Origin of the sequence: Pseudoalteromonas sp. BMB (genome assembly GCF_001709235.1) — a bacterium.
Taxonomy (GTDB): domain Bacteria; phylum Pseudomonadota; class Gammaproteobacteria; order Enterobacterales; family Alteromonadaceae; genus Pseudoalteromonas; species Pseudoalteromonas maricaloris.
Genome location: NZ_MBQA01000127.1, coordinates 42227 through 55905, shown reverse-complemented (window position 1 = coordinate 55905; position 13679 = coordinate 42227). Strand labels below are relative to the sequence as shown.

Sequence of the window (13679 nt, the reverse complement as noted above, 5' to 3'; positions counted from 1 at the left end):
GCTCAACTTTTGCCTAGATTACTAGGCGGCAAGTCGAGCGTCGCGACCAAAACACACTCAGAAGAACAAAAATCAAACAGCAAAGGTCAACAGGCCCTAGCACATACGGTTGCTAACTTTATTGTTTTTAGGAACGTCACGTGACATGATTGAACTAATTCGGTGGCTTTTTAGCCGCTAACAATGTTTAGGGATGAGGCATAAACCATGGTGACACCAATCATTATTATACTGTTACTTTGCAGCCCGTTATTACTCGGTATTATCTATTCAAAGGTAAGAGGCGTACAGGTAGAGACAACAACGCTTGCCTGTTGGGGCCTCGGTATCGCATTTATGTTCTTTTTTATTGGCCATATCGTAAAAGCACAGGGAATGGTAGAAATGCTGCCTAGTTGGGTGCCGTATAGACTTCCTCTGGTGTACTTCACTGGTGTCATCGAACTCGTCGTAGCGATTTTATTATTTATACCTAAATATCAATTGCCTACAGCAAAAGCGGCTATTGCCATTTTTATCCTGTTTTTTCCCGCAAATGTGTATGCCGCGCTCAACAGCGTTGGCTTGGGAGGACATCAGTGGGGACCAGTTTATTTGCTAATTAGAGCACCACTGCAAATCATATTGATTGCTTGGGCATATTTTATGTGTGTAAAACCGCTATCAATGCCTGTGGCTGAAATTAAATAAAGCTCAGTTCAAATAGAACATATAAACAGAAAGAGGAGTGAGATTTCCTCACTTCTCTCTCTGCGTTTTGCGACTATTGGCCTTTTACTTTCTCATTCTCTAGGCAAGGTTTACCAGCTATATGAGCCGCCAAAATTTGTGCTATTTTGTCTGTTAGCCAGCTCGGACCTAAGTCAGTCATGTCGTTGTGTTTTGCATTCGCTATCGTGACAACACAATCCTGATATTTTTGCTTTTCAGCAATATTTGGCAACACTCCTTTGTCTGCTGGAAAGTCACTTGCTCGTATCGACAATACCTTTACATCAAGGCTTCTCGGTAATGGCACTCTGCGATGGTCTAGCGTAATGATATGGTTTGCAAACTTAGCGCCGTGATTGATTAACCATGCTGAAATGTCACCGCCATTAGAATGGCCAATTAAAAGGATATGCTCAAAATCAAAGGTGGTGAACTTTGGCTTAAAGTAATCATGAATAAACACTAGCGTATCAGCGCCACGCTGCCAGTTTTCTGCGCGTGTTTCGTATAAGTTCCCTTCGACGGAAAGAGGAGGGTCAGTTGCAAGCTCATGGCCTACAGTAATAACCAAATATCCTGCTTGGTTTAGCATCTTGACCAAGAATTGATATTCGGTATGTGAGACACCATAGCCGGCGCTTAGCAGTGCAACGGGACAAAGCGCTGTAGTTGAGCAGTTATCGGTATTGGATGGTTGATGAATTTCTACAGGAATTGCTCTATCACGAGCTGGATCAATCACGGTTTCAGCGGCCAAGGTGAATGGCAGACATAGCAATAATAAAAATGAACGTAACATATTTATCCTAAAAAATAGTGGCGCTCAGCAAAAGCCAAAAGCGCCACACCTGGTTGGAGTCTTTTACAAGTTATTCAAAAATTGGTTAACTGATGCTAGCTCTCTTTGCTTTTGCATAATGCAGGTATTTGTTGCCAATTCCAGTTGTTTGAGTGATTTACTTAAGCCTTCTATCTCGTTTTGCATTGGTCCAAAAAACTGCTGCGCCTGTTTTAGCGCATCTGCGTCACAGTACGAAAATAGGTAAAAAGGTAGCTGTGGCTTGGCAAAAGGAGGGAAACGTTCCTTTAAGCGCTCAAAGTGCTGATAAAACCACTTTTGATAAAGCGCTTTTCGCTCATCGCCTTTACCATTCCCGCTTAATATGTAATTAAAGTCTGAGGCTGTTACATGCTCGCTTAGGGCATAATCTAGTACTTGTTGTTGCAATTCTTGAGGACCAAAATACCCCATGGCAAGCAATAGATTAGTACGTTGAGTTGGGTTATTAGTAGTTTCAAATACCTTTTTGTACGACTTCAACAGCTCAGCATCACCGTAGTAAGCGGCTATTTGCAGGAAACTTCTCGCCAAGTAGGGGTCAACCTTATCAGGTGACGTTAAATATAAACTCGCTTGTTTTTTGGCATGTGTAATAATGGTTTGATGCTTGGTTTCGAAAGCCAGTGCTCTAACCAATGCTGCACGTATTTCCGATGTGGCAGCTGGTTCATTTGCCTTTGCCTCAAGTCCATATCGAGAAAACGCAGGCTCAACATAAGTGGTATAAAGTTTCTTCCAAAGTAACTTATTTGAATCGTCTTCATACTGTTTATGTTGTGATAGTAATTGAGTAAGAGCAGCCTTTGCTACTTTGGGATGAGTGTCATTAATAAACTCACTGAGTGTTAACATCAACGCATTGGCATTTATTTTTCCAGACTCCATCAGCGCGTCAACATTGCTTAGTAAGTCTAACCTCTCCCGCTCGTTTAGCTTGTTTGGGGCATGTGATATTAGGCTTGCGAGTTGAGATTCAGAAAGATCCCAGCGGTAATAACCTGTCGCATTGTCGTTTGGTAAGATCCACTCAGGCTCAAAGTCTAATTTAATCTGTTGTGTCTTGGAGTCTAGAAGTATTGTCTTAGTGGCCGTTTTGTCACCTTTACCATAGCGCAATGTTATGGGGATATGCCAAGTTTGTGCTGCCGCTTCTTGCCCTTTTATTACAAAACGTTGTTGGGATAAGGTGGCATTCTGACCATCTAACTTAATTGTCAAAAGTGGAAATGAAGCTTGTGATACAAATGAGTTTAGCACTGTCGCAACATCTTTATTAGACACTTTACCCAGCTCATTCCAAAGATCTTTGGCTTCTGCATTTTTATAAGCAAATTTACGGATATAATTGCGCATGCCTTGCTTGAATACGGCTTCCCCAAGCCACTGCTCAACCATGTAAAGTACCGCGCTACCTTTGCTGTACGCAAGTCCCAAGCCGTCTGTTACATCAGACTCTGTAATAACCGGTTTGCGGATCGGTGAGGTAGTTGCTTGAGCATCATAGGGCATGGCACTGTGTTGAGATAAGGATAAATTTGTCTCTAGCTCAGGAAACAACTGTAATGTGATCTTTGCAGCCATCCAAGTGGCAAATGCTTCGTTTAACCACAGATCATTCCACCATTTCATCGTAACTAGATTACCATACCATTGGTGTGCGAGCTCATGAGCAATAACGTTCACATGCGAAGTTTGCGCTTGTCTTGTCGACGTTGCTGGATCGATAAGTAATATATCTTCTCGGTAAGTCACAAGGCCTGCATTCTCCATTGCTCCAAACGGAAATTCAGGGACTGCGACTTGGTCTAGTTTTTTATAGACATAGGGTAAGTCAAAATAGTCTTCAAGTGCTTTGAGTATCTTTGGCGTGTTTTCGATGGAATAAGCGGCAAGATTTGATTTCTTCTGTGGGGTAATAATGTTACCTGGAACCGACATCCCTTTAACATCAAGTACTTCGAATGGACCAACAGACAAGGCAACTAAATAAGAAGGAAGGGGCGGTGTCTTGTCGAAGTAGTGGGTGGTCATGCCATTTGACTTTTTGGTCTCTAAAACAGGTGTGTTGGCGAATACTTTTTGATCGTCAGGGGCGGTAATAGTGAGTTGAAATGGAATTTTATACTCAGGTTCATCAAACGTTGGTATTGCTCTTCTTGCATCACTCATCTGAAACTGAGTAAATAAGTAAGGCACGCCATTGTCTATGGTTTTATAGAGACCGACGCTATTGCGATTGTAAGGGGCGGTATAGTCAATAGTAAGCGTGTAGCGACCCGGTTGCAGTGTTTTTTCGCAACTCAATCTCACTTTACCGGTTTCGAGCATTTTATCTCTGAGCTCACACGACGCTTTTCCGACTAACTCAGCAGTGTTGATTGCATAGTCTAATCCGTTGAGCTCAATAAACTGAGTGGCTTTGAGCACCTCAAGTTTTATAGTCGTGTGTCCTGAAAAACGCTCCTTAGACGGATCTAAGTTAAATGTGACTGCTTGTTCTATCGGTTTAGCTACGGTGGCTAAACGATGAAGTTCAGCATTAGATTGGGCATCAACAGAAGCGCTAGTAGCTAGTAAAATAGCACTGCATATCAGAGATTTAGATAGCATAAAAATCCTTTATCCATATTTGTTGTTGTTGTAATCAATGTGCTGTATGTTGTCACTAGGTGTGAACAACACATAATGAGCGCGATGTTCCATTTACTTTAACAAAACTTGTTGCAAAAAGAGTGTGGATAAAGGCTTACTATCCGTTCAACATTTAAAATGTTAAGTAATATCAATAAATTGTAGCGGCGGGCTAGTCGACTTTTTGTGTAACAAAAATTGTAACAGGCTCCACCGTACTTAATTAACCTGAGGTTTGGATAAGGAATGTTCCCACATATTGAAACTACTTATGTTTCACTGTGTGTTCTAACTTCAGATAGGCTCCGATTATATTTAACCAGTGTAATAACCGTGACTTTGGCTTTGGTTTGCAATAATTCATTGTTGCTCCTGTCGTCGTAGTGAGTAACCTGAGTTCAGGTTAAGTAATTTATGACTGTATCTTGGGTCAAAATATGGCAGGATACCAACGATAGTTAATTACAATTAATATAAGTTGAACTTATGGATAAGAGATTAAGGCACTTAAGTGCACTACGCTGTTTTGAGAGTGCAGCTCGGCTCCAAAGTTACACTCAAGCTGCGCTCGAATTGAACATTACGCAAGCGGCAGTGAGTCAACAAATGCGGCAACTGGAAAATGCACTTGCAGTTAAGCTTTTTGTAAGAAAGGGCAGAAATATGCACTTAACTGAAGCCGGCGAAGTGTTGTTAATGTCTACTCAAAGTGCGTTTAAGCGCATTATTGGGGGATTAAATCAAATTCAAACGCAAGAATTGGCTGGTAGCTTGACCATAACGTCAACCCAGTCTTTTTGCTCTTTATGGCTAATGCCTAACCTAAGCTCGTTTTACGAAGCTCATGACGACATCCAAATTCGTGTGCTTGGCTCTAATCGCTTTGAAGATATTCGTTTAAATCATATTGATATCGCGATCCGGTTTTCTACTAAGAAAGAGTTAGCGTGTCCCGCCGGACTTGAGCAGTTATATCTGGGGGAAGATAGCAACTATCCTGTTTGTTCACCAAACTACAAAGAAGCGCTGCAAATTAAGTCTCCGAGTGATTTAGCAAGATGCAACCTTATTCACCACGACGATGACAAAGTAAGCTGGGAGCAGTGGTTTGAGTCTCAGGGGATATGCGGTTTAAGTATTTGTGCCAAAGGCCCACACACTCGAGTCTCTTCTAATGACATGGCATTGAGTGCGGCGCTTAAAGGCCAAGGTGTTGCAATCGTCTCCAAAGAGCTATTTTTAGACTTTCAACAAGCTGGACTTATTGTGCAGCTTTTTGATATCCCTCACCCTGTGGTATGGCAACGCTATGTGTTATTCGATCCCTATTCACCAAAAAGAGCTCGGATCCAAGTATTTATTGATTGGCTTATTAACCACTTGCCATAAGGTCTAGTTATGGCTAATTAATTGAGCTTCTTTCGTATTATTTCATGAATGCGGAAGTAAATGTGAACTTGAAATAAATATTAAACTAAAATTTAACATTGCCGAATTAGACTCCGTTCCCGCAAGGAAAACAAGCAAGGATGCCAACATTCAAATACCGAGGAAACGATGAAAACTTATACTCTCACGCCAGTCGTGTTGATGCTCATGAGCAGCGTCGCCAATGCAGAACCTGAAGTTCACTACGAGTCTTGTAAATCCACTTTTAACTATCTAGCCGCACAGTATCAAGGGACGACGGATAAAAATAATTCAGGTTCGCAGTGGTGCTATTTAAAACAAACCATTGAAGGCGCAACATGGGGTCATGTCAGAACTGAAACCATCCCAGAATTCAAAACAGTAACCGGAAAAGCGTGTAAAACGCCATCGGAGTATCAGGGTGAAAAATTTTATGGCTGTACAACCCGAAATCACACCGCACCTTGGTGCTATGTTGAAGAAGGCGGCTGGGAAGAATGCCAACCAGAAGCGCCGCCAGCGCTTTTAGCTCACACTCAACCCCTACAAAGCAAGCGATTAGATAGAGTTGCACTTGGCTCATGTTTCAAAACCAAAGGAGATATGCCCGAAGCGCTCGCTAAACTAATTGGTCAACAACCGGACCTATTTCTTTGGTTAGGGGACAATATCTACGCAGATACCACCGATATGGCAGTGATGCGCCAGAAGTACGATGATAAAAAGAACAATAGTGAATATCGCAAGTTTTTAGAGGCTAAGATCCCAGTGATGGCGACTTGGGATGACCACGATTTTGGTTGGAACAATGAAGGCAAACATTATCCACAGAGAGTAAACGCACAGAAAGAATACTTACGCCACTTTGATGTTGATAAGGCTGACCCAAGACTAAACGGTCAAGCTGGTATTTACGAAGCCAAAATGCTGGGTGGCTCGGGCGAAACCACACATGTGATCACATTGGATGCCCGTTACTTCCGCTCTCCAACCTTTTCAAGTTACGGAACGTGTGAAGGGGAAAGTAGCACCATATTGGGAGAGGCGCAGTGGCAATGGCTTGAGCAAGAGTTACAAAAACCATCAGAAATCAAGCTCATTGCAAGCGGCATTCAAGTACTGCCTCCGCTGCATCAAGGCAGAAGTAAAACTAACTACTGTGCTTATGGAGACGGCAAAACATTTAATGCTGCCATCGCGTCATTAGAAGAAACAAATATGTCTGGTACTAGCTATGAGTCTTGGGCTGAAATGCCAGCGCAAAGAGAGCGTTTGCTTAGGTTGGTACAGAAATCAGTGAACGAAGGTAAGACTAAGGCCGTTGTGTTTTTGTCTGGCGATCAGCATTGGGGAGAGCTTTTGCAAAAGACTATTCCCGCAAGCAGCACATATGGTCAAGCAGTTAACGTCTACGAAGTGACCGCATCAGGGTTTGGTCAAAACTGGCCTTATCATATCGAAAACCCATTAAGGTTACCGATTTACGCAGATGACAAAGGGGATGGCAATTTTGCCAAAGCATGTCAGTTACCGTTCAAATATGCAGGTGTAACCTACCAAGGTTGTATCACGCGAGACAACGATAAGCCTTGGTGTTATACCCAAGTCGATGATAACCAAAAAGGCATCGAAGGTGAGTGGGGCAACTGTGCGCCAGCAGGTGCCAGTATTCCAACCGGACGAGTTGGCGCAATAAGCAAAGACATCGCAAAGTTAACAACATCTAACCGCCATTTGATTAATAAATCGGGAAGTAACTACGGCTTGATAGATATAGATTGGCAAAATCGTGAACTGAAAATGTCTATTGAAACGGCAAACGAGGAAGCGGTTTCAACTATTATCAAGTTTTGATGTTTCGTTATTAGCTGAGCTTAGTGCTCAGCTAATAAGATAGTAACTCTTTGTAAACTATCGAAATAAAATGTATATTGCGTGCAATCTAGGAAGAAAGCAGGTAAACTGCACTTCGGATAGTACCTCAGGCAAATTAAAAGGACATTAATTTGAAATTTGTTATTTCACTTTTACCCGCACTTTTTTTGACTAAATTAGTTTTTTATCTTACTGATTTTGAATATTTTTTATTCGAAGATCCCTTTGACTTCGGTAAATTGCTTATTGACATCAGCGTTTTTGGGTTCTTTTATTTTATCGCTATTTTAGTTTACGAGTACTTCTTTGGTGAAAAGTTAGAGCTCAAGCGCCAAGTCTCGAACAAAAGACCGAAAGGTTCAACGTAAGTTTATTGAGAACTAGAAGGCTTTTTATAAGGCTCTAGTAAGCGAAACACCAAAAACCCAACCGCGCTTAATACAATTGCGATTTCATATCGTTGGTATGCGCTTGAGATCCCTATTGCCTCGGTTAACCAAATACCTGCAGCGGTTGCTGTGCCATGTGTGGAATTATCATTTTTCACAATAGAGCCACCACCAATAAAGCCAATTCCAGTAATGACACCGTACATTACTCTCGCTTGCGCTTCATGTGATTCAAAGACGTCCATACTTGTTAAAATAAAAGCACAACAGGAAATAGCGACTAATGGGAATGTTCTAAGCCCCGCGCTATCGGAACTACTTTCTCTATTAATAGCCAAAGGTAGAGTGGGTAACCTGGTCTCGGAATAACAACTTGTTCTCTAGCAGTTGTTTTTCCTTACTACTGCGTTAAATTTGTTTGCAATAGGCTGACTATTGACGCACAAATTTGCCTTGGATTAAGAAAAAACACCAAGCTAGAGTGGGAAGATATTTTTTGAACTTATTGCTTTTAATAAGTTAATCAACTTCTTATCCCAAGCTCAGGTTAACTAAAAACGCAAAAATAATTTGGTAAAAGTGATACCAAATGAGTGCTAAATCAAGATTAATCCAATCTGGCATTTTTTATCTCCTATACTGTTATTGGGTTAATGCAAAAGGCATTCCTTTGAATTGGCATAACCCATGCAGAATGAAAGCGTCTATAACTTTTAGGAGAGAACAATGGATTTATTGAGGATCATCATTGCAATTCTGCTTCCACCACTTGGTGTATTCTTACAAGTCGGTCTTGGTGGGGCTTTTTGGTTAAATATTTTGCTTACATTGTTGGGTTATATACCAGGAATTGTGCATGCAGTGTGGGTGATTGCCCGTCGGTAAAAAGCGGACAACAAGTAACAATAACACGGTAATCTTTGCAGGGGATTATCCTGCAAAGATCTCCAGCACAATTGGCATTACTGAAAGCACCAGTAATGCAGCCATCACAAAATTAAACCATCTACGACTTTGCTCATTTTTTAATACATGTTTCAGCGATGAACCAAACACCAACCAGATCCCAACACAAGGAAATGACACCAGCAGAAAGACAATGGTGATCATCAAGTTTTGACTCATAAAATCTGCGCCAGTGGAGGTATAAGTTGAAATAGCACCTATTGCTACAATCCATGCTTTTGCGTTTACCCACTGAAATAGTGCGCCTTTTAAAAACGAAAAAGGTTGAGGGCTTGAGTCTGCATCAGTTGTGGGTGAAGACATCGCGACAAGGTAAGCAAGATATAGAAGATAAATGACGCCAATGCACTTTAAAATAAAGTGCAAACTAGGAAATAGCTCAAAAAGCTGCGCAAAACCTAAGCCGACCAGCAAAAGCATAATCGAAAAGCCCACACACATACCGCTTAATAGCGGAATGCTCCTCTTTAAGCCAAAATTAACACCAGATGTCATCACCATAATATTGTTTGGCCCTGGCGTTACGGAAGACGCAATAGCAAATAAAGTGATAGCAACCAAATAGTCCATTAAGTAGTCCTTTTTAAATAGTCTGGGTGTTACATCAAGGCATTTGTTATCTTGAGAGTGTCTTTTGTCTGGTAATGCCAATTGGATTTCATACTTCACTATTGGGTTTGTGTGTAAAATAGTCAATAGGTGATTAGTCGAGGTGTTGTTTTTGGTTTTGTTATAAGATAACATATTTAAAGTTATGGTATAACATAAATAAAAATAGGATCTCTCTCATGGTATTAAAAGGTAAACTTTTGGCTGTTGCCATTTCTGCAATTCTTCTTTCTGCATGTGGTGGTACTGAACACACAATCGTAAAAGTAGACCCGCCAGCCCAAGATAATGGCAACGATGACGATGGTCATGATGATCACGATCATGGAGATACGATCGCAGACGCAAATGGTCGTCTGTTAGTTACTAGCGCTGAAAGTAACGTTGTGAATGTGTACTCAACGGCGGATAAATCACTTATCGACTCGATTGGCGTTACCCACTATCCAAAATATGTATATAGTTCTGAAAATCACCGCTTTGCTGTCTTGGTACAACGTGACCAAGGTTTAGTGGAATTTATTGATGGCGGTTTATATGAAGAGGAGCATGGCGACCATCACCATACTCATGAAGAAGCGCCTGCACTTGCTTCGTTCCATTTAGAATCCGTGAAGCCAACACACGTGACTGTCGGTGAGTCTGGTATTGCTGTGTTCTCTGATGGTGACAAAGACAGCCAACAAAATGCCAGTGCTGCAATGTTTAGTGAAGCGCATATTAGCGGCGAGCAAAGCGAAGTCGCTGCATTACATTACGACACTTACATGCACGGTGCGGCGCAAGCTCGAGGCGAATTTCTAATTAGCACGATCAGAGACCCTCAAACCGAAACCTCTCTCCCTTCGCAAATTGGTTTATATCATGCGCATGGTGACCATTTTCATCAAGAGCAAGTATTTAACGTAAGTTGTCCAGCACTTCACGGCAGCGCACAAAATGAAGAAGCAGTGGCATTTGGTTGTGGTGACGGTGTTGCGCTAATTACTCAACAAGGTGAAAGCTTTAGCGCAGTAAAACTAGCTAATCCAGATTACTTTGCTGAAGGACAGCGAATTGGCACCCTCAAAGGCCACCATGATGCAGAGCAATTTATCGCATCAGCAGGTAATGATGTGCTGATAGTTGACCCAGAGCACGGCCATATCGAGAAGCTTGAATGGCAAGTAAGTGATAACTATCGCATTGCTAGTTTTGGATTTAGCTTTGCGGGTGAGCATGTTGTGGTGATGGATACCGCAGGTAAACTCAGCATTTTTGCCGGTCATGAGCATGATGGTGAACACCATTTTGAAGCTGCAGGTGAAGTACAAGTAAGTGATGCTGATTTAACTACGATGCCAGAAGGTCACGGCTTCCAAATTACATTTTCTCATTCAGAGCAAGCGGTATATGTGAGCGACCCAATCGCAAAACAAATTAAAAAGTTTGATTTAGAAGAAGCCAAACTGGTAGACACATTTGAGCTAGATTACGTACCAGAAAAACTAGTATGGCTTGGTATTACTGCAGAGGAATCTCACGACCATTAATACTTAACCTCATGTAGTCCCTGACAATTTTTAACACTGTAGATAGTGGCTTTGCCACCTTAGTTAAGCTAAGGTGGCTTTTTTTAAGGAAAAAATATGAGAATTAGACCAGCCACCATCAACGACTTAACCACTCTTCTAGACTTAGAACAGCAAGTGGTTGAAGCAGAGCGTCCGTATAACGCAGCAATCAAATCGCAAGACGCCAAATACTATGATCTTGAAAAATTACTCACTTGTTCGAATACGTTAGTGGTTGTTGGTGAAGTGTTAGAGCAAATAGTGGCAACAGGATATGTGCAGATAAGGGCGTCTAAACAGCATTTACAGCACACGCAGCATGGTTATCTTGGTTTTATGTATGTAACACCAGAGCATCGTGGTAAAGGTTTAAATCAAGAGATCATGGAGCACTTAATCGCTTGGTGTAAAACCCAAAACGTCAACGACTTTTACCTTGATGTATACTGTAGTAACGCCGCAGCAATTCGCGCTTATGAAAAAGCGGGATTTACACCTTGCCTGCTGGAAATGAAGCTACACCTCTAGATTAACCAAAGATCACAGCCAACCTTTGTGTTTAAAGAATAAATAAGGCGCAAAACCAGAGAGCAGCATAATAGCAATGGCAAAAGGATAGCCCCATGCCCAGTTTAGCTCTGGTATATTATTAAAATTCATTCCATACACACTGGCAACCACTGTGGGTGGCAAAAATACGACAGAGGCAATGGAGAAGGTTTTAATAATTTGGTTTTGTTCGATATTGATAAAACCCTGCGTAGAGTCCATCAAAAAATTCACTTTATCGAAGAGAAAGGCGCAGTGCGACATTAGCGTTTCGATATCTCGTGTGACTTCCCGTAGCGTTTCTCGCTCCTCAGATTGCACCCCCACATGACGCATTAAAAACGAGATATTGCGCTGCGTATCCATCAAACATAAGCGCACTTTACCGTTGGCATCTTCTAGCCTTGAAATACGACTAACGGCTTCTTCAAGATCTGAGTCTTCTTCCTCAAGCACATAGGCACTGAGCTTTTCAAGCTGGTGGTGCATATCCTCAAGCATATCCGCGTGGTTTTCGACTTTTTGGTCGAACAAAGTCACTAACAGCTGTTTTGGGTTATCGCACGCCACTTGCCCTTTACGCGCACGCAGTCGCAGCAACCTAAAATCCGCAAGTTCGTCATCACGAATGGTTAATAAGCAGTTTTTTTGTAATAAGCAGGCCACGGTCACCGTATTAAAACGCCCGTCATTGGGAGACATAAACAAAGCGTGTACATGCAGACCTTCGCTGTCGATAAAACAGCGCGAAGAGGCTTCAATTTCCTCTACGTCATCCGCACCAGGAAGGGTAATATTTAGCGTGTTTGCTAGTGCAACTCGCTCCTCCTCAGTGGGATTAATAGTATCTATCCAATGGGCGTTTTTGATTGCTATTTCAATCGGGGTGTCGGTGCTTGGTTCCATTTCAGAAATTACACCGTGTTCAATCGAAAAAAACCTCAGCATCTCATTACTCTACACGACGACTCTTTGGCAAAGTATAAGAGTGAATGTATTAATCAACAATGACAATCCAAGGATTATCCGCAGATTATTCAGCTTGATAGGTGTAGATATTACGCGCCGCAACCGAGTTATTCATGATTGTTGTGTAATTAGCAATCAATTTAAAGCCATGGCGCTGAAATAAATGATTCACTGCTAAGGCATCTACTCGACAACGAGTGTGGATAGGTTGGCGAGTAGTGGCTAAGGTGTCTTGTAGTAATTGCTTGCCAATTCCTTTACCGCGAATATTCACATCAACCATAAAGTTCGAAATATATAGGCCTGATGTAAGATCAAAGCGCGCCTTATCTTTAAAATGGGCGATTGGCACTAGCGACAAACTGCCTATAAGTTGCTGTGTTGAGTCATCAAAAATAACGCGTACTTCGCCTTCTTCGATTTCCTTTTCCATAAGCAAGCGAATGGCTGCTTGATCTATTTCTTCATTGCGTGGTGGCGCTGAAAAAGTCGCGATGTATAGCTCAGTAAGCTGCTCAACAATATCAGGGTTTGGGGTAGAGATTATTTCAATCATGCAGATACGCTCCGTGTTTTTGGATCAGCTTGATAACTTTCAAGTAAGTGCTCAATATTACGTTTAAACAACTCGCTGGCATGTTCTGTTAGTACCGTATTTTTCGCTATCGCATGGCCTAGATACAAATTGTATAGCTCGTACGCCGCGCACTGTGCATCAAGCTCAGGATGAAAAATACCGCTTTCTATCCCTTGCACGATTTTATGCTTAATATAGCTAAATAATCGGTTATGTTGCTCGGTAACTTTGGTATGAATCGGGCTGTCTGTATGGCAATTAAACTCAACCAACGCTTTGATAAACGGACAAGTTGAATGTGGCTCATTAAATAGTTCACGAGTCCAGTCTGCCCAAATAGAAAAGAGCATTTTGAGTTGTACAAGGGGATCTTGGTGCCGTGCCGGTGCGACGACATGCAGCATAAATTGATCTTCACAGTAATCGAGGATCGCCAACTGCATATCTTCTTTACTGTCAAAATGCGAGATAAGCCCGCTGCGAGACAAGCCACAAAGCTTTGCCATGGAACCAATCGTGACTTCTATCAAGCCATATTGGCTACTAAAGCGCATACCTTGCTCTAAAATGGTTTGTCTCGTTCTCTCGCCTTTATTCAT

General features: G+C 41.9%; 13 protein-coding genes. 6 read left to right on the top strand and 7 right to left on the bottom strand.

From position 1 onward, the window contains the following. Positions 1 to 207 precede the first annotated feature (207 nt). Positions 208 to 690: a DoxX family protein gene (locus BB427_RS08910; protein WP_010369905.1), complete on the top strand. Its 483-nt coding sequence runs from the start codon at positions 208 to 210 to the stop codon at positions 688 to 690. 73 nt (positions 691 to 763) lie between these two features. On the opposite strand, the gene BB427_RS08905 is transcribed toward BB427_RS08910, so the two are convergent. After that, positions 764 to 1510, bottom strand: coding sequence for an alpha/beta hydrolase (locus tag BB427_RS08905; RefSeq protein ID WP_069020406.1), 747 nt, complete (start codon positions 1508 to 1510; stop codon positions 764 to 766). A gap of 63 nt (positions 1511 to 1573) precedes the next feature. After that, positions 1574 to 4162: a M1 family metallopeptidase gene (locus tag BB427_RS08900; RefSeq protein ID WP_069020405.1), complete on the bottom strand. Its 2589-nt coding sequence runs from the start codon at positions 4160 to 4162 to the stop codon at positions 1574 to 1576. Positions 4163 to 4669: 507 nt separating this feature from the next. On the opposite strand from BB427_RS08900, the gene BB427_RS08895 reads away from it, so the two are divergent. Together BB427_RS08895 and BB427_RS08890 are read left to right on the top strand one after the other, a co-directional pair. After that, the gene (locus BB427_RS08895; RefSeq protein ID WP_069020403.1) at positions 4670 to 5572 is read left to right on the top strand and encodes a LysR substrate-binding domain-containing protein; all 903 of its coding nucleotides are present in this window, start codon (positions 4670 to 4672) and stop codon (positions 5570 to 5572) included. A 168-nt stretch (positions 5573 to 5740) separates the two neighbouring features. Next, a complete protein-coding gene (locus BB427_RS08890) occupies positions 5741 to 7447 on the top strand; it encodes an alkaline phosphatase D family protein (protein ID WP_069020401.1) in 1707 nt (568 codons plus the stop codon). Positions 7448 to 7838: 391 nt separating this feature from the next. Here the strand turns inward: BB427_RS08890 and BB427_RS08880 are convergent, their stop codons facing one another. Next, the gene (locus BB427_RS08880) at positions 7839 to 8195 is read right to left on the bottom strand and encodes an MgtC/SapB family protein (RefSeq protein ID WP_254663611.1); all 357 of its coding nucleotides are present in this window, start codon (positions 8193 to 8195) and stop codon (positions 7839 to 7841) included. 388 nt (positions 8196 to 8583) lie between these two features. Between BB427_RS08880 and BB427_RS08875 the strand changes: the two genes are divergently transcribed. Next, positions 8584 to 8742: a YqaE/Pmp3 family membrane protein gene (locus BB427_RS08875; RefSeq protein WP_010369885.1), complete on the top strand. Its 159-nt coding sequence runs from the start codon at positions 8584 to 8586 to the stop codon at positions 8740 to 8742. Positions 8743 to 8787: 45 nt separating this feature from the next. Here the strand turns inward: BB427_RS08875 and BB427_RS08870 are convergent, their stop codons facing one another. Further along, positions 8788 to 9393 (bottom strand): LysE family translocator, encoded by a 606-nt coding sequence (locus tag BB427_RS08870; RefSeq protein WP_069020399.1) that lies wholly within the window; start codon positions 9391 to 9393, stop codon positions 8788 to 8790. A 218-nt stretch (positions 9394 to 9611) separates the two neighbouring features. On the opposite strand from BB427_RS08870, the gene BB427_RS08865 reads away from it, so the two are divergent. Further along, entirely contained in the window at positions 9612 to 10964 is a 1353-nt protein-coding gene (locus BB427_RS08865; protein ID WP_069020397.1) for a hypothetical protein, read from the top strand. Positions 10965 to 11060: 96 nt separating this feature from the next. Continuing rightward, positions 11061 to 11513 (top strand): GNAT family N-acetyltransferase, encoded by a 453-nt coding sequence (locus BB427_RS08860; RefSeq protein WP_069020395.1) that lies wholly within the window; start codon positions 11061 to 11063, stop codon positions 11511 to 11513. A gap of 12 nt (positions 11514 to 11525) precedes the next feature. On the opposite strand, the gene corA is transcribed toward BB427_RS08860, so the two are convergent. The 3 genes from corA to BB427_RS08845 all read right to left on the bottom strand — a co-directional run bounded on the left by corA (position 11526) and on the right by BB427_RS08845 (position 13679). After that, positions 11526 to 12482: a magnesium/cobalt transporter CorA gene (gene corA / locus BB427_RS08855; protein ID WP_069020390.1), complete on the bottom strand. Its 957-nt coding sequence runs from the start codon at positions 12480 to 12482 to the stop codon at positions 11526 to 11528. Positions 12483 to 12567: 85 nt separating this feature from the next. Continuing rightward, on the bottom strand, positions 12568 to 13059 hold the full coding sequence (locus tag BB427_RS08850) for a GNAT family N-acetyltransferase (protein WP_069020388.1): 492 nt from the start codon (positions 13057 to 13059) through the stop codon (positions 12568 to 12570). Further along, positions 13056 to 13679 (bottom strand): TetR/AcrR family transcriptional regulator, encoded by a 624-nt coding sequence (locus BB427_RS08845; protein ID WP_029215706.1) that lies wholly within the window; start codon positions 13677 to 13679, stop codon positions 13056 to 13058. The genes BB427_RS08850 and BB427_RS08845 overlap by 4 nt, the downstream gene beginning before the upstream one ends.